A 16,018-nucleotide genomic window follows, 5' to 3' on the forward strand; every position below is an offset into this window, starting at 1 on the left:
TGCGAGATGCGTTTGCGCCCGCCGTCATTGCGAGGAGCGAAGCGACGAAGCAATCCAGGGGCCGGGGCAAGGACTCTGGATTGCTTCGCTTCGCTCGCAATGACGGCAGCGCAAAAACAAAAAAGCGCGGGGCCAGCCCGCGCTCTTCGTCAATCCAATGAAAGCAACGACTACTCGTTGACGGCGGTCTGCTGCCGGTCCTGCTTCTCGACGATGCGGGCCGACTTGCCGCGCAGCTGGCGCAGGTAATACAGCTTGGCGCGACGCACCTTGCCGCGGCGCACGACCTTGATCGAATCGATCATCGGGGAGAGGATCGGGAACACGCGCTCCACGCCCTCGCCATAGGAGATCTTGCGCACGGTGAAGCTCTCGTTGATGCCGCCGCCGGACCGGCCGATGCAGACGCCCTCATAGGCCTGCACGCGCGTGCGCTCGCCTTCGACCACCTTCACGTTGACGATCACGGTGTCGCCCGGGCCGAACTCCGGAATGGTCTTGTTGGCGGACAGCTTGTCGAACTGCTCTTTTTCGAGCTGCTGAATCAGGTTCACGGGTAAATCTCCATCGGCGGCGCGCCCAGCCGGGTCACGCGGGGGCTGCGCTTGTTCCTGCCGTCACTTGCGGAATTGGGCGCTCCTATAAGCCAAAGCGCGAGGCTTGTCACCCGTCTGTCGTGCTTTTTGGCTCTTTTTGGCCGGTCCCTCTTTGTTCTCGGCCGTCGCGCCCCTGCCATTCGGCCCACAAATCCGGCCTTCGCGCTTCAGTCAGCGCCTCGGCCTGGGCGCGGCGCCAAGCGGCGACCTTGGCGTGGTCACCCGAGGTGAGCACATCCGGAATGGTCCGGCCTTCGAATAGTTGGGGCCGGGTGTATTGCGGGTATTCAAGTAGGCCATCGGAAAAACTCTCGTCGGTGCCCGATTCGAGCTTGCCCATCACGCCCGGAAGCAGCCGGACGCAGGCGTCGATCAGCACCAGGGCGGCGATCTCGCCGCCCGACAGCACGTAGTCGCCGATCGAGACCTCGGTCAGCGAGCGGGCATCGATGACGCGCTGGTCGACGCCTTCGAAGCGACCGCAGACGATCAGCGGGCCCGGACCGGCCGCGAGCTCGCGGACGAAGGCCTGGGTCAACGGCCGGCCACGCGGGCTCATCAGCAGCTTCGGCCGCTCGGGATCGATCGCCGCCGCGTCGATCGCGGCTGCCAGCACGTCCGCGCGCAGCACCATGCCGGGGCCACCGCCGGCCGGCGTGTCATCGACGCTACGGTGCTTGTCGGTGGCGGAGGCCCTGATGTCGCGCGCCTCCAACGACCAGATGCCGGAGGCCAGCGCGCGGCCGGCCAGGCTGACGCCGAGCGGCCCGGGAAACATCTCCGGGAACAGCGTCAGCACGGTGGCGCGCCAAGGTGCGACTGGGGATGGGGGCGAAGTCGTCATGATGCTCTGTGTTAAGGTACCCAGGTTGCGAGATCGAGCCCTGGATGCATTGCCGGCTCTTGCGACCTCGACACCGGTGTCGTCCCGGACAAGCGTGACGCGCGTCAGCGCGTCGCGGCGCCGATTCGGGACCCATACCGCGTGATGTCGAAACGAGGCATGCGGCCAGTCCCGCGCAAGCCAATCAGCTGCGGTGGCTATGGGTCCCCGCTTTCGCGGGGACGACGAGCGGAGGGTGCGGCGGCAGCGTCATCTTCAGCGGAAGCCGGTTCATCCGCGGCTTCATCCTCGCCCTCGATCTCCGCCGGCAGCTCGATGATCACGCGGCCGCCGGCAAGATCGACCGTCGGCACCACTGCATTGGTGAACGGCAGCAGCAACGTGCTGCCCGAGGGCGGGGCGATCTCGATGATGTCGCCGGCGCCGAAATTATGGATCGTGAGCACGCGGCCGAGCTGCGCGCCGTCAGCGGTCTCCGCGGCGAGGCCGATCAGGTCGGCGTGGTAGTATTCGTCGTCAGCCGTCTCGGGCAGGCGGTCTCTGGGCACGTAGAGCTCGAGCCCGTTGAGGCGTTCGGCCGCATTGCGGTCGGTGACGCCCTTGATGGCTGCGACCAGATGGTCCTTGGCCTCGCGCGCCTTCGCGACCTCGAACGAACGGCTGCCGTCCTTGGTCGTGAGCGGGCCGTAATGCAGCACGGCCAGCGGATCCTCGGTGAAGGTCCATAAGCGAACCTCGCCGCGCACGCCATGCGCGGCGCCGATTCTGGCGACACAGATGAGCTTGGACATCAGCGTGCCTCGTCCTTCGAGACGCGCTCGAACGCGCGCTCCTCAGGAGGAGGAGCCAGTTCCTCATGCAAGGGAGCACGGCGCAAGCCGTGCATCTCGAAGCATGAGGCCGCGCTCGTCAACGACCTTAGCCCTTGGCGGCGGCTTCGGCCTGCGCCTTGCGCTCCTTGCGCGGCACGGCCTTGATCGGGTTCTGGCGGGCTTCGCGCTTCTTGACGCCGGCGGCGTCGAGGAAGCGGGCGACGCGGTCGGACGGCTGCGCGCCCTTGGCGAGCCAGCCCTTCACCTTCTCCATGTCCAGCTTGAGGCGTGCCTCGTTGTCCTTCGGCATCAGCGGATTGAAGTAGCCGAGACGTTCGATGAAGCGGCCGTCACGCGGGAAGCGCGAGTCGGCGACGACGACGTGATAGACCGGGCGCTTCTTGGTGCCGGCACGGGCGAGACGGATGACGACGGACATGTAGGTTCTCCTGAGTGTCTTCTGATGAGTTGATGTCAGCTAAGCCGTCATTCCGGGGCACCGCGAAGCGGTGAGCCCGGAATCCATAACCACGATCGTGCGTATGGATTCCGGGCTCGCGCTGCGCGCGCCCGGAATGACGAATGGAAAGAGGAGCGGATGATCCTCATTATTTCTTCTTCCCCGGAGGAAGGCCGAGGCCCGGCAGAGTCGGCTTGCCGCTGAGACCGGTGAGGCCGGGGAGGTTCGGTAGGCCGCCGCGCAGGCCGGCGGGCAGATCCTTCGGCAAATTCGGCAGTCCGCCGGGCATGCCACCCGGCATCTTTTCCGCAAGCGCCTTGAGCTGATCCGGCGAGGGCATGCCGCCACCGCCGCCAAAACCCATCGCCTGGGCGATGCCGGCCAGCGGGCCGCGCTTGCCTGAGCCCATGGCCTTCATCACGTCGGCCATGTTCCGGTGCATCTTGAGCAGCTTGTTGACGTGCTCGACGCTCTGGCCGGAGCCGGCCGCGATGCGCTTTTTGCGGCTGGCCTTGAGCAGGTCGGGATGCTTGCGCTCCTCGCGCGTCATCGAATCGATGATCGCGACCTGGCGCTTGAGGATCTTGTCGTCGATGCCGGCGGCCGCGATCTGGTTCTTCATCTTCGAGATGCCGGGCATCATGCCCATCAGCCCGCCGATGCCGCCCATCTGCGCCATCTGCTGCAGTTGCTCGCGCATGTCGTTGAGGTCGAACTGGCCCTTGCGCATCCGCTCGGCGGCGCGCGCGGCCTTCTCGGCGTCGATGTTCGCCGCGGCCTTCTCGACCAGCGAGACGATGTCGCCCATGCCGAGGATGCGGCCGGCAATGCGCGAGGGATAGAAGTCTTCCAGCGCGTCGGTCTTTTCGCCGGTGCCGAGCAGCTTGATCGGCTTGCCGGTGACCGCGCGCATCGACAGCGCCGCACCGCCGCGTCCGTCGCCGTCGATACGGGTCAGCGCGATGCCGGTGAGGCCGACGCGCTGGTCGAAGGCGCGGGCGAGATTGACGGCGTCCTGGCCGGTCAGCGAATCCGCGACCAGCAGCACCTCGTGCGGGTTGGCGACCGCCTTGATCTCGGCGGCCTCCTTCATCATGTCCTCGTCCAGCGTGGTGCGGCCGGCGGTGTCGAGCAGCACCACGTCGTAGCCGCCGAGCTTGGCGGCCTCGATGGCGCGGCGTGCGATCTGCGGCGGCATCTGGCCGGCCACGATCGGCAGCGTCGGGATGTCCAGGTCGCGGCCGAGCACCGCGAGCTGCTCCATGGCGGCCGGACGGTAGACGTCGAGCGAGGCCATCAGCACCTTGCGCTTGTCGCGCTGGACCATGCGGCGCGCGAGCTTGGCGGTGGTGGTCGTCTTGCCGGAGCCCTGCAGGCCGACCATCATGATCGGCACCGGCGGCACGGCGTTGAGGTCGATGGTCTGGCCGTCGTCGCCGAGCGTCTTGACCAGCTCGTCATGGACGATCTTGACGACCATCTGGCCGGGGGTGACCGACTTGACGACGGTGGCGCCGATCGCCTGCTCGCGCACGCGCTCGGTGAAGCTGCGGACAACCTCCAGCGCGACGTCGGCCTCGAGCAGCGCCCGGCGGACTTCGCGCATCGCGGCGTCGACATCGGCTTCCGAGAGCGAACCACGCCCCGTCAGCCGATCGAGAATGCCGCCAAGCCTTTCCGACAGATTGTCGAACAATGCCGTTATCCTTTGCCCTTGCGGGCGCTCGCTTCATTGCCGCCCGTCATCGCCGCTTGCTGCGGCCCATGACGACCATATAAACCTCGGCCCGTCGGCCGAAACCGTCAGTCCAAACACGTTTGCGCCCGAGGGCGCACAGCGCTGTCGGGCGGTGACCTCCGGCCTCCAGGGCCGGGCGGTGGCTCGAAAAGACGAAACTTTCCGAAATTCGGCCGGGTTAAACCCTCAGCAGCCGCAAAAGTCAAGGAAACTTGCTTCTCGCCGTCCCGTTGCCGGACCCTGTGGGGGCGCTTACCTCTTGCGCCAGTTCAGCTTTCCCTTGCGAGGACGACCTTGCTGCGCCGTTCCAGGACCTATTCCGGCCCCGTCACCGACCATTTCGACGGCAAGCGCTTCTACGATCCCGACGGCGTTCCGCCCAAATCCCTGTCCCAGGTGCTGCGCTGGCAGTTCGACCGCAACCGCAAGCGTTCCCGCTGGCCGTCCTGGGCGGCGAGCCCGCACGCCGACACGCCGCCGCACCGGATCGACGGCGAGACAGTGCGGCTGTCCTTCATCGGCCACGCCAGCTGGCTGATCCAGACCGGCGGGCTCAACATCCTGGTCGATCCTGTCTGGTCGGAGCGGGTGTCGCCATTCGCGTTCGCCGGTCCCCGGCGGCACAATGATCCCGGCATCGCCTTTGAGGGGCTGCCGCATATCGACGTCGTGCTGGTGTCGCATGGGCATTACGATCATCTCGACATCCGGACGTTGTCGAAGCTGACCGCGCGATTTTCGCCGCGGGTCGTCACGCCGCTGGGCAACGACCTTACGATGATCGACGCTGACTCCAAGATCCGCGCCGAGGCCTATGACTGGCACGATCGCGTGACGCTGAACGAGGAGGTCGCCGTGACCCTGGTGCCGACGCGGCACTGGACGGCGCGCGGCCTGTTCGACCGCAACAAGGCGCTGTGGGCGAGCTTCGTGCTGGAGACGCCGCGCGGCAGGGTCTACATCGTCTGCGATTCCGGTTACGGCACGGGCAAGCATTTCCGCCGCGTGGCGGAGCAGCACGCGCCGATCAGGCTCGCGATCCTGCCGATCGGCGCCTACGAGCCGCGCTGGTTCATGCGCGACCAGCACATGAACCCGGAGGATGCCGTGCAGGCGCTGCAGGATTGCGGCGCGGAGGCCGCGCTGGCGCATCACCACGGCACGTTCCAACTGACGGACGAGGCGATCGACGCGCCGGTGCGCGCCCTGCACGCCGCGCTCGACCAGGCCGGCATCCCGCGCGAGCGGTTTGGTGTGTTGAAGCCGGGGCAGGTGGTGGAGATCTAAGCAGGCCGCCGCCACAAAACAGATGTCGTCCCGGCCTTGAGCCGGGACCCATAAACACCGAATTCAATGTTGTGAAGGCTGGCAGCTCCCTCTCGCGCGACAATTACCGCCCCGGAGTATGGGTCCCGGCTCAAGGCCGGGACGACACCGAGTTTGTAGCTACGTTGTCGGCTGCCACGACGCACAATGCGTCGCGTGGGCGTGAGGCCGACCTACTGCGCCGCCTTGATCGCCCAGGTCACGTTGACCGTGATCGACAGCGTCTCCTCGCCCTGCGCCACCGGTGTCGGCGTCGCGGCCATCGGTGCGGCAAAGGTCTTGGCGCGGAACACCGGGGCGGGCGCGCCATCCTCGGAGATGCTGAGCGGCTGACCCAGCGTCACGCCGGCGGCCTTGGCATAGATCTCGGCCTTGCGGCGGGCGTCTGCGACGGCCTTCTCGCGCGCCTGGTCGAGCAGCTTGGATGGCTCGGCGACGCTGAAATAGATGTTGCCGACATCGTTGGCGCCGGCCGCGACCAGAGTATCGATCACGCTGGCGACCTTGGCGACGTCGCGCAGCTTGATGGTGACGCGATTGCTGGCGCGATAGCCGGTCACCGCCGGCTGGGCCGGCCGGTTCTGCGCATATTGCGGCTGCAGCGACAGCCGCGAGGTCTGATAGTCCTTGTCGGCGATCCCGGCCGCCTTCAGCGCCTGCAGCACCTTGGCCATGGCGGCGTTGTTGGCCTCGGCGGCCTCGCGCGCGGTCTTGGCGTCGGATGCCACGCCGGCGTCGATCTGCGCCAGATCCGGCGGCGCCGACACGCTGGCCTCGCCGCTGACGGTGATCGCCGGCGTGTCCTGCCGGGCGATGTCATCCGCGAGGGCGGGCATTGCGAAGCTGGTCGCGAGCGCGACCGCGAGGATGGGTCTGATGATCATGGTGCTCACTTCAGCGGCACGTAGACGTTGATGACGAGCTTGTCCTCGGCCGTCTTCAAGGGGTCGGTCAGGTACTCCTCGATGAAGGTGTCCTTGGCCTCCAGCCGGCGCTCGTCGAGGTGGTTGGTGATCGCCTCGTAGGTGTTGTCCATGTTGTCGTAGGAGCCGCGATGGACGAACTTCAGCGCCTTGCCCTCGGGCGACTGGCCGATGCTCATCCCCTTGCCGAGCGTCTTCGGCTCCTGCTCGACCGGCATCTCGGCCAGGAAGGTGAAGCCGGTGTCGTCGGTCGAGGTGTAGACGATCATGCCGTTGCCGGCGGGCTTGATGCCCTGCTTGTCCAGCGTGGCCGACAGCGATTTGAAGGAGTCGATCAGCGTGTCGAACGCATTGTCCCAATTCGCGGTGCCCTTGACGAGGACGACCTTCTTCGCCTCGAGCTTGATCTCGTCGCCGAAGGCGTCGGCCGCCTGGGCCGGCGCCGCGGCCTGCGGCGGCGTCGTGGCCGGGGACTGGGCCGCGGTCGGAGATGACGACGGCGAGGGGCTCGCGCTGGCGGCCGGCGTCGGGCTGGTCGCGGGCGCCGGACTGGCCGACGCGGCAGGCGCAGGAGAGGCCGGCGCCACCGGCGCCGGTAGCGCGCTCGGGGCCGGTGCGGGCGTGGCTGAGGCCGCCGGAGCCGGCGAGGCCGACGGCGCCTGGGCCCGGGCGGGCGCGCCGCCGAGCAGGAGCGCGACCGAGCTCACGGCCAGAACGAGGCGGAAAGTGCTGAGATTCATTCGACTATTCTCCAGTGGCCGTGCTGCTTTGCCCGGTTCGTGCCGGCGAATGAACCGGTCCTAACATGCTCGGCGGCGCGGCGTCCCATGACAGATGCGTCATGTCGCTCTGCAGGCTGGTCAATGCCGCGCCATTCGCCATATAAGGCGGACACAATTTGGATATTTTCATGAGCGCGCTGGCCAACCACAGCTTCGTCAAGATGAACGGGATCGGCAACGAGATCGTCGTGGTCGATCTGCGCGACGTGAAGCATGTCGTCACGCCGGACGAGGCGCGGGCGGTGGCATCCCGGGTGCCCTACGATCAGCTGATGGTGCTGCAGCCGCCGCGGCTCGACGGCACCGAAGCGTTCATCCGCATCTACAACAATGATGGATCGGAGTCCGGCGCCTGCGGCAACGGCATGCGCTGCGTGGTACGCCAGATGTTCGGCAAGACCGGCCAGACCAGTGCGACGTTCGAGACCCGCGCCGGGTTGTTGAACTGCTGGCAGGGGCCGGCGCCCGACCTCTACACTGTCGATATGGGCGCGCCGAAGTTCGGCTGGCAGGACATTCCTCTCGCCGAGGAGTTCCGCGACACCCGCTACATCGAGCTGCAGATCGGGCCGATCGATGCGCCGATCCTGCATTCGCCCTCGGTCGTCAACATGGGCAACCCGCACGCGGTGTTCTGGGTGGACGACGTCAATGCCTATGATCTGGAGCGCTTCGGGCCGCTGCTGGAGAACCATCCGATTTTCCCGGAGCGTGCGAACATCACGCTCGCCCACATCGTCGATCGCGACCACATCACGATGCGCACCTGGGAGCGCGGCGCGGGGCTGACCAAGGCCTGCGGTTCGGCGGCCTGTGCGACAGCGGTCGCGGCCGTCAGGCTGAAGCGTGCCAACCGGATCGTGCAGATGAGGCTGCCCGGCGGCGAGCTCACGATCGAGTGGCGCGAGCGCGACGATCACGTGCTGATGACGGGCACCGCGACGTTCGAGTTCGAGGGACGGTTCGAGCCGTCGATGTTCGCCAGCGTCGCATGAGCGTCGACGTCGTTACCTTCGGCTGCCGCCTCAACGCGTTCGAATCCGAGCTGATCGCGAAACATGCCGAGGCGGCCGGTGCCGACGACACCATCGTCATCAACAGCTGTGCCGTCACCAACGAGGCGGTGGCGCAGGCCCGGCAGTCGATCCGCAAATTGAAGCGCGAGCGCCCCGCGGCGCGCATCGTCGTGACCGGCTGCGCCGCGCAGACGCAGGCCGGCATGTTCGCTGCCATGCCCGAGGTCGACCGCGTCATCGGCAATGACGACAAGCTGCGGCCCGATGCGTGGCGTGCGACGACACAGGCGTTGGCGGTGCCACGGTTCGGCATCGATGCGTCCGAGAAGGTGGCCGTCTCCGACATCATGGCGGTGATGGAGATGGCGCCGCATCTGGTCGACGGCTTCCAGCGCGGCCTGCCGCGCGTGTTCGTGCAGGTGCAGAACGGCTGCGATCATCGCTGCACCTTCTGCATCATCCCGTTCGGTCGCGGCAATTCGCGCTCGGTGCCGATGGGCGCTGTGGTGGATCAGGTCCGCGCGCTGGCCGATCGTGGCCATGCCGAGATCGTGCTCACCGGCGTCGACCTGACGAGCTATGGCGCCGGCCTGCCCGGCACGCCGAAGCTCGGCCGGCTTGTGAAGCAGATCCTCCGCCACGTGCCGGAGTTGAGACGCCTGCGCATCTCCTCGATCGATTCGATCGAGGCCGATGCCGACCTGCTCGATGCGCTCGCGGATGATGCCAGGCTGATGCCGCATCTGCATCTGTCGCTGCAGGCGGGTGACGATCTGATCCTGAAGCGCATGAAGCGACGGCATGCGCGCGCCGATGCCATCGCATTCTGTGCTCAGGTGCGCCGGCTGCGGCCGGACATCACGCTTGGCGCCGATCTGATCGCGGGATTTCCGACCGAGACCGAGGAGATGTTCGCGCGCTCGCTCGACCTGGTCGAGGAATGCGGCCTGACCTTCCTGCACGTGTTTCCCTATTCGCCGCGCCCGGGCACGCCGGCGGCGCGCATGCCGCAGGTGGACGGCGCCGTCATCCGTGATCGGGCCCGGCGGCTGCGGGCCGCGGGAGAGGCGGCGTTGCGGCGGCGGTTGGAGCAGGAGATCGGCTGTCAGCGTGAGGTGCTGATCGAGAGTGAGACCCAGGGACGGACGGAGCATTATCTGCCGGTCGCCACGACCACTGCGTTGCCAGGCACCGTGCAGCGGCTCACGATCACGGGGCATCATGGGGCCCGGCTGTTAGTCCAGAATTCCGTCATGCCCGGGCTTGACCCGGGCATCCACGCTGTCCCCAAGAACTAAGACGTGGATGGCCGGGACTTCGCCCGGCCATGACGGTGCGGAAAGAGATGGGCTCACGCCCCGTTCCACCCGCACATCTTCAGCCGCTCATGCATGTGCACCGGCGCCGGCGCCACCACGTGTACCGGTGGCTTGTTTTTCGACAGCGGAATCGAAATCTCGCGTGCGTGCAGATGCAGCCGCGGCTCGCCGAAGCGCGGGCCGTTGCCATAGATGTTGTCACCGACGATCGGCCATCCCGACGCTGCCGAATGCACGCGCAGTTGATGCGTGCGGCCGGTGACCGGTTCCATCGCCAGCCAAGTGAGTCGCGGACTGCGATTGGAGTGCACCGACTCTCCCTCTCCGGTTGGCAGCTGCGCTCCCTCCCCCCTTGTGGGGGAGGGTTGGGGAGGAGGGTGGCTCCAAGCGACACTGCCCGTGGGGACCCCCACCCCCGACCCCTCCCCGCAAGGGGGAGGGGAGTCGTTGCCACGAGTGGGAGGGGAGTTCAGGGATAGACTGGCAAGAGAGTACGACCTCCCCAGCACCCGCCATTTCGTCACCGCTGGCTGCCCGTTCGGATCCGGCTTCTGCCACCAGCCGCGCTCGGCGTTCAGCTTGCCGAGCGGGAGCTCGATCACGCCCTCGTCAGCGTCAGGTCCGCCCTCGACGACGGCCCAATAGGTCTTCGAAATCTTGCCATGCTTGAACAAAAGCCCGAGCGATGCGGTTGCCTTGCGATGACGGCCGAGCACCAGACAGCCCGAGGTTTCCTTGTCCAGCCGATGCGCCAGCACCGGCGGGCGCGGCAGGCCGAAGCGCAGCGCGTCGAAGGAGGCTTCGAGGTTCGGTCCGCCCTTCGGTCCCTTGTGCACGGGAATGCCGGCCGGCTTGTCGATCACCAGCATCAGCCCGTCGCGGTGGAGCACACGGGCGAGCATTTCCTCGTCGGTGGGTTGGTTAATGTCCATGGAAACCGTAACGCGGGTGTGAGCTTTCGTTTGCGAATGGAAAGGGCTAACACCACGCCATGAACGATACCACCTCGGAAACACCCAAGCTGTCGTGGTGGCGGCGGCTGTCGGCCGGCCTGAAGCGCACCTCCGGCGCGCTCGGCACGGCCGTCGCCGATCTCGTCACCAAGCGCAAGCTCGACCGCGCGATGCTCGACGACATCGAGGACGTGCTGCTGCGCGCCGATCTCGGCACCCAGGTCGCCGCGCGAATCGCCGACGCCGTCGGGACCGGCCGCTACGACAAGACGATCAGCGCCGACGAGGTCAAGGCGGTCGTCGCGACCGAGGTCGAGAAGGTGCTGTCGCCGGTGGCGAAGCCGCTCGAGATCGCGCCGGGCCACAAACCGTTTGTCATTCTCGTCGTCGGCGTCAACGGCTCCGGCAAGACGACCACGATCGGCAAGCTGGCGCAGAAATTCGCCTCCGAAGGCAGGCAGGTGATGCTGGCCGCGGGCGACACGTTCCGTGCCGCCGCGATCGAGCAGCTCAAGGTCTGGGGCGAGCGCACCAAGGCGCCGGTGATCGCCGGCGCTCAAGGCTCGGACTCCGCCAGCCTTGCGTTCACCGCCATCACCGCGGCCAAGGAGCAGGGCCCCGACATCCTGCTGATCGATACTGCCGGCCGTTTGCAGAACAAGGCCGAGCTGATGAACGAGCTCGAAAAGGTGGTGCGTGTCATTCGCAAGGTCGACGCGTCGGCGCCGCATGCGGTGCTGCTCGTGCTCGACGCGACGGTGGGACAAAATGCGCTGTCGCAGGTCGAGGCGTTTCATCGTACGGCAGGCGTCACCGGCCTCGTGATGACCAAGCTCGACGGTACGGCGCGCGGCGGCATCCTCGTGGCGCTGTCGGAGAAGTTCAAGCTGCCGGTGCACTTCATCGGCGTCGGCGAGGGGGTCGATGATCTCTCACCGTTCGCCGCGAGAGATTTTGCGCGGGCGATCGCCGGCATCGAGGATTGACGTCGCCACGCTCGGGCTCCGGCCCACCGCCAGATCGAGACGACCGGATCAACCGCTGCCGTGGCTGCAGCCAACAGGACATTGAATGGACAAGACCCAGCCGCACCCGCTGTTCAAGCTCGCGACCGAGCTCGGCCCGCTGATCATCTTCTTCGTGGTCAATGCCAAGTTCAACCTGTTCGCGGCGACCGGCGCGTTCATGGTCGCGATCATCGCGGCGCTGATCGCGTCCTATGTCGTGACGCGGCACGTCCCGCTGATGGCGCTGGTGACCGCCGTCGTCGTCATCGTGTTCGGCACGCTGACCCTGGTGCTGCACGACGAGACCTTCATCAAGGTCAAGCCGACCATCATCTACGGACTGTTCGCGGCCGTGCTCGGTGGCGGGCTGCTGTTCAATCGCTCCTTCATCGCGATCATGTTCGATCAGATGTTCAATCTGACGCCCGCGGGCTGGCGCATCCTCACCTTCCGCTGGGCGTTGTTCTTTGCCGCGATGGCGGTGCTGAACGAGATCATCTGGCGCACGCAGAGCACCGATTTCTGGGTCGGCTTCAAGGCGTTCGGCGTCGTGCCGCTGACCATGATCTTCGCCATCGCCCAGATGCCGCTGATCAAGCGCTACCACCAGGACCCGGCGTCGCTCGAAGCCAGCGATGCGGCGGAAGGGGATGTGAGCAAGGGGTAGCTGCCCCGAACGCGGTCATCGCGAGGAGCGTAGCGACGAAGCAATCCAAGGCCCGTAGGTGCTCCGGATTGCTTCGCTTCGAGGTTCTCCGCGCCGTCATTCCGGGGCGCGCCGCGCAGCGGCGTGAGCCCGGAATCCATAACCACGACAAGGCGTGTGACGCGAGATGGCTGTGGCGCCCGTCTTCGCCAAACGACCGCTCGTGAGTATGGATTCCGGGCTCGTCGCTTCGCGCCGCCCCGGAATGACGACGCAGAGAGAGGAGCGTGTTTGCCGCTGAAGCTCCGATGGCTGCGCGAGGCTTACGAACCCGCCTTCAGCGCCTTCTCGATTTCCGGTTTCAACACCGCATCGATGTTCTGCGCCGTGATCGGGCCGACCAGCTTGTAGACGATGGTGCCCTCGCGGCCGACGACGAAGGTCTCGGGCACGCCATAGACGCCCCATTCGATGCCGGCGCGGCCGTTGCCGTCGACGCCGACGACGTCATAAGGGTTGCCGTAGCGGCCGAGGAAGCGGCGGGCGTTGTCGGCGCCGTCCTTGTAGTTGATGCCGATGATCTGGAAGCGCTTGTCGCGGCCGAGCTCGACCAGCAGCGGCGCCTCGTCGTGGCAGGGCACGCACCACGATGCCCAGACATTGATGATACTGACCTTGCCCTTGAGCGCAGCCGGGTCGAGGCCGGGCACCGGCGTGCCGTCCCTCGCCAGTTCCGGCAGCGCCGGCAGCGGCGTGGCCGGCGCGGGGCGGCCGATCAGCGCGGATGGAATGCGCGACGGGTCGCCGTTGCCGAGGCGCGACCAGAACAGCGCCGCCAGCCCGAGGAACACCACGAGCGGCAGCAGCATGAGGAATGAGCGGCGCCGCGGCGCCGGCTCTGTCGCAGCCTGTTCGATCATTGGATATCCGTCGCGGCGCGGCCGGAACGACGGCTGATGCCGCTGTCCTCGAGCGCGCGCAAGCGCGCCTTCTGGGTGCGGTAGTCGATGGCGATCCAGCCGATCAGCAGCATCACGACCAGCGCCGCTGCAAGATAGGAGGTCGCGATGAAGGAGGTATAGGGGCCAAGGTCCATGTCAAGCCGCTCCCGCGATCTGGCCTGCCGCATCGTCGGCTGGTGCGGCCGTGGTGTAGGCGCGGGCCTGCATCATCTGCAGGCTGCGGACGCGCCGGCGCAGGATCTCGTTGCGCATCGCCGCGACATGCAGGGTAATGAACAGGAACGAGAACCCGACGGCCATCACCAGCAGCGGGATCAGGAATGATTTGTCGAGCGCCGGACCGCCCATTCGCATCACCGACGCCGGTTGATGCAGCGTGTTCCACCAGTCGACGGAGAACTTGATGATCGGCAGGTTGATCGCGCCAACCAGCGTCAGTACGGCGGCAGCGCGGGCGGCGCGGGTCGGATCCTCGACCGCGCGCCACAGCGCCATCAGGCCGAGATACATCAGGAACAGGATCAGCACCGAGGTCAGCCGCGCATCCCACTCCCAATAGGTGCCCCACATCGGCCGGCCCCACAGCGAGCCGGTGAGGAGAGCGAGGAACGTGAAGCTGGCGCCGATCGGGGCGGCGGCCTTGGCAGCGACGTCGGCGAGCGGATGCCGCCACACCAAGGTGCCGAGCGAGGCGATGCTCATGATGCTCCAGACGAACATCGACAGCCAGGCATTGGGCACGTGGATGAACATGATCTTGACGGTCGCGCCCTGCTGATAGTCGTCGGGCGCCAGCACGGAGAGGTACAGGCCGGCAGCCAGCAGCGCGGCCGTGACCAGCGCCAGCCACGGCAGCAGCCGCGCCGCCAGCGCAAGGAACCGGGTGGGATTGGCGAGGTCGATCAGCGACATGAGACCCTTGTTAAAGGCGGAAGCGGTTGCAGGCAATCAGCACGACGCCGCTAGGTAAGAGTTGATCATGGTCAAACCCCGGCGGGCGGCGGGTCAATCCAGCCCGTTCCGCAAGCTTGTCGCGGCGGCGAACGGGCCGATCACGAAACTCACCAGCGACAATGCGCACAGGATCGAGAACGGCGCCCCGAACGGCAGCGGGCCGACGATGGCCGCCTGCGACGCCGCGACGCCGAAGATCAGCACTGGGATCGAAAGTGGCAGCACCAAGACCGCCAGCAGCAGCCCGCCGCGGTGCATCGTCACAGCCAGTGCTGCACCGATCATGCCGATGAAGGTCAGGGCAGGCGTGCCCGCCAATAACGTCAGCGCGACGGCGCCGGTCGCTGTGGCGTCGAGGTTGAGCAGCAGGCCGAGCACGGGCGTCGCGATCACCAGCGGCAGGCCGGCGGCGAGCCAATGCGCCAGCGCCTTGGCGGCGCAGGCCAGCTCCAGCGGTGTCCGGCTCATCACGACCAGGTCGAGCGAGCCGTCCTCGTGGTCGGCGGTGAACAGCCGGTCCAGGGTGAGCAGGCTGGAGAGCAGGGCACCGAGCCAGAGGATGGCGGGGCCGAGCCGGGTCAGCAGCGCCAGATCCGGCCCTACCGCGAATGGCATCAGCACCACGACGGTAAGAAAGAACAGCACGCCGATCAACGCGCCGCCGCCGATACGCAGCGCGATCCTGATGTCGCGGCGGATGAGGGCACCGAGGGCGGTCATGCGGATAGGGCCTCGGCTGATTGCTTGATGGCAGATGGTGAGCCGCGCTCCCTCGACCCGCAAACTGCGCTCCGTCCCCCCTTGTGGGGGAGATGGGGGAGGGCTGGGGAGGGGGGTGGCTCCAGGTGACGCTGCCGTTGCGGACCGCCGGCTCCTCCCCGCAGGGGGGAGGGGTCGGCGCGCCGATGGGACGTTGGTTGGTGCAACCGAATCTCGTCAAACAAGTTAGAGCGCGTCGTGGGGCACCCCCGTCCCTGATCCTCCCCCACAAGGGGGGCGGGAACGGAGAGAGCGGTGGGTGGGACTGCGAAGAGGCGAGAGGGAATCATCGAGCCTCCCCGATCCGCAGCTCGCGTGTGTCGATGCCGAGCGGGCCGTGCGTCGCCGCGACAATCAGCCCACCCCCGGCGAGATGCTCCCGCATCAGCCCCGCGAACATCGCCTGCCCGGCGACGTCGAGCGCCGCGGTCGGTTCATCGAGCAGCCAGAGCAGGCGGGGCACCGCGAGCAGGCGGGCCAGCGACAGCCGGCGGCGCTGGCCGGCGGACAGATAGGCGGCGGGCAGGTCGATGGCGTGGGCGATGCCGACGGCCGCGAGGCAGTCGGGGATCGGCCGCGTGATGCCGCCGCCGAGGAATTCGGCCCAGAAGGTCAGGTTTTCGCGCACGCTGAGCGCCGGCTTCAGCGCGTCGCGGTGGCCGAGATAATGCGCCTGCTCGGGCACCGTGAGCTCGCTCTCACCGCCCTCGATCGCGATGGAGCCGCCCGCCGGCAGCAGCAGACCGGCAATCAACCGCAGCAGTGATGTCTTGCCCGCACCATTGTGTCCGGTCACCGCCAGCGCCTCGCCCGCGACCGCTTCGAAGGCTAGTCCTGCGAACACCTCGCGGCCGCCGCGCACGCACCTGACGTCGCGGCCGAACAGCTTCGGAGACAGTGTTGAAGTCGCCTGCATGGCCC

Annotated in this window: 18 protein-coding genes; 5 read left to right on the top strand and 13 right to left on the bottom strand. The window is 67.2% G+C overall.

The genetic code is table 11. The features are described from left to right. Positions 1-170 precede the first annotated feature (170 nt). The 5 genes from rplS to ffh form a co-directional block, all read right to left on the bottom strand. Entirely contained in the window at positions 171-554 is a 384-nt protein-coding gene (rplS, locus tag ACQR1E_RS09130; protein ID WP_015663536.1) for a 50S ribosomal protein L19, read from the bottom strand. Between the two features lie 109 nt (positions 555-663). Next, positions 664-1,440, bottom strand: coding sequence for a tRNA (guanosine(37)-N1)-methyltransferase TrmD (gene trmD, locus ACQR1E_RS09135; RefSeq protein WP_315750614.1), 777 nt, complete (start codon positions 1,438-1,440; stop codon positions 664-666). Positions 1,441-1,637: 197 nt separating this feature from the next. Then, on the bottom strand, positions 1,638-2,231 hold the full coding sequence (gene rimM, locus ACQR1E_RS09140; protein WP_315750615.1) for a ribosome maturation factor RimM: 594 nt from the start codon (positions 2,229-2,231) through the stop codon (positions 1,638-1,640). Between the two features lie 127 nt (positions 2,232-2,358). Then, positions 2,359-2,691 (bottom strand): 30S ribosomal protein S16, encoded by a 333-nt coding sequence (gene rpsP / locus ACQR1E_RS09145; RefSeq protein ID WP_008964221.1) that lies wholly within the window; start codon positions 2,689-2,691, stop codon positions 2,359-2,361. Between the two features lie 169 nt (positions 2,692-2,860). Beyond that, positions 2,861-4,408, bottom strand: a complete 1,548-nt coding sequence (gene ffh / locus ACQR1E_RS09150) for a signal recognition particle protein (RefSeq protein WP_315715903.1) — start codon at positions 4,406-4,408, stop codon at positions 2,861-2,863. Positions 4,409-4,744: 336 nt separating this feature from the next. Here ffh and ACQR1E_RS09155 point away from each other — a divergent pair, with 336 nt between their 5' ends. After that, a complete protein-coding gene (locus tag ACQR1E_RS09155) occupies positions 4,745-5,737 on the top strand; it encodes an MBL fold metallo-hydrolase (RefSeq protein ID WP_315750616.1) in 993 nt (330 codons plus the stop codon). 212 nt (positions 5,738-5,949) lie between these two features. On the opposite strand, the gene ACQR1E_RS09160 is transcribed toward ACQR1E_RS09155, so the two are convergent. Both ACQR1E_RS09160 and ACQR1E_RS09165 read right to left on the bottom strand, forming a co-directional pair. Further along, entirely contained in the window at positions 5,950-6,660 is a 711-nt protein-coding gene (locus tag ACQR1E_RS09160; RefSeq protein ID WP_315750617.1) for an SIMPL domain-containing protein, read from the bottom strand. 5 nt (positions 6,661-6,665) lie between these two features. Further along, entirely contained in the window at positions 6,666-7,439 is a 774-nt protein-coding gene (locus tag ACQR1E_RS09165) for a GyrI-like domain-containing protein (RefSeq protein WP_315750618.1), read from the bottom strand. Between the two features lie 170 nt (positions 7,440-7,609). Between ACQR1E_RS09165 and dapF the strand changes: the two genes are divergently transcribed. Both dapF and mtaB read left to right on the top strand, forming a co-directional pair. Next, positions 7,610-8,476, top strand: coding sequence for a diaminopimelate epimerase (gene dapF / locus ACQR1E_RS09170; protein WP_315750619.1), 867 nt, complete (start codon positions 7,610-7,612; stop codon positions 8,474-8,476). Next, positions 8,473-9,795: a tRNA (N(6)-L-threonylcarbamoyladenosine(37)-C(2))-methylthiotransferase MtaB gene (mtaB, locus tag ACQR1E_RS09175; protein WP_315750620.1), complete on the top strand. Its 1,323-nt coding sequence runs from the start codon at positions 8,473-8,475 to the stop codon at positions 9,793-9,795. The genes dapF and mtaB overlap by 4 nt, the downstream gene beginning before the upstream one ends. A gap of 53 nt (positions 9,796-9,848) precedes the next feature. On the opposite strand, the gene ACQR1E_RS09180 is transcribed toward mtaB, so the two are convergent. Next, the gene (locus ACQR1E_RS09180; protein ID WP_315750621.1) at positions 9,849-10,748 is read right to left on the bottom strand and encodes an RluA family pseudouridine synthase; all 900 of its coding nucleotides are present in this window, start codon (positions 10,746-10,748) and stop codon (positions 9,849-9,851) included. Between the two features lie 59 nt (positions 10,749-10,807). Here ACQR1E_RS09180 and ftsY point away from each other — a divergent pair, with 59 nt between their 5' ends. Both ftsY and ACQR1E_RS09190 read left to right on the top strand, forming a co-directional pair. Next, positions 10,808-11,755: a signal recognition particle-docking protein FtsY gene (gene ftsY / locus ACQR1E_RS09185; protein WP_434896929.1), complete on the top strand. Its 948-nt coding sequence runs from the start codon at positions 10,808-10,810 to the stop codon at positions 11,753-11,755. 85 nt (positions 11,756-11,840) lie between these two features. Next, a complete protein-coding gene (locus ACQR1E_RS09190) occupies positions 11,841-12,443 on the top strand; it encodes a septation protein A (RefSeq protein WP_315750623.1) in 603 nt (200 codons plus the stop codon). A gap of 302 nt (positions 12,444-12,745) precedes the next feature. On the opposite strand, the gene ACQR1E_RS09195 is transcribed toward ACQR1E_RS09190, so the two are convergent. From ACQR1E_RS09195 to ccmA, 5 genes are all read right to left on the bottom strand, one after another. Continuing rightward, positions 12,746-13,342 carry a DsbE family thiol:disulfide interchange protein gene (locus ACQR1E_RS09195; RefSeq protein ID WP_315750624.1) on the bottom strand — a complete coding sequence of 199 codons (597 nt, stop codon included), beginning with the start codon at positions 13,340-13,342 and terminating at the stop codon, positions 12,746-12,748. Continuing rightward, on the bottom strand, positions 13,339-13,518 hold the full coding sequence (gene ccmD, locus ACQR1E_RS09200; protein WP_315715913.1) for a heme exporter protein CcmD: 180 nt from the start codon (positions 13,516-13,518) through the stop codon (positions 13,339-13,341). Before ccmD ends, ACQR1E_RS09195 begins: the two co-directional genes overlap by 4 nt. Before the next feature lies 1 nt (position 13,519). Beyond that, positions 13,520-14,296 carry a heme ABC transporter permease gene (locus ACQR1E_RS09205; RefSeq protein ID WP_316191882.1) on the bottom strand — a complete coding sequence of 259 codons (777 nt, stop codon included), beginning with the start codon at positions 14,294-14,296 and terminating at the stop codon, positions 13,520-13,522. A 93-nt stretch (positions 14,297-14,389) separates the two neighbouring features. Then, complete coding sequence (gene ccmB, locus ACQR1E_RS09210; protein WP_315740697.1) at positions 14,390-15,058, bottom strand: heme exporter protein CcmB; 669 nt, start codon at positions 15,056-15,058, stop codon at positions 14,390-14,392. Between the two features lie 325 nt (positions 15,059-15,383). Beyond that, complete coding sequence (ccmA, locus tag ACQR1E_RS09215; protein WP_315715916.1) at positions 15,384-16,013, bottom strand: heme ABC exporter ATP-binding protein CcmA; 630 nt, start codon at positions 16,011-16,013, stop codon at positions 15,384-15,386. Positions 16,014-16,018 lie beyond the last annotated feature (5 nt).

Source organism: Bradyrhizobium sp. HKCCYLRH1030 (genome assembly GCF_051168395.1).
Lineage (GTDB): Bacteria > Pseudomonadota > Alphaproteobacteria > Rhizobiales > Xanthobacteraceae > Bradyrhizobium.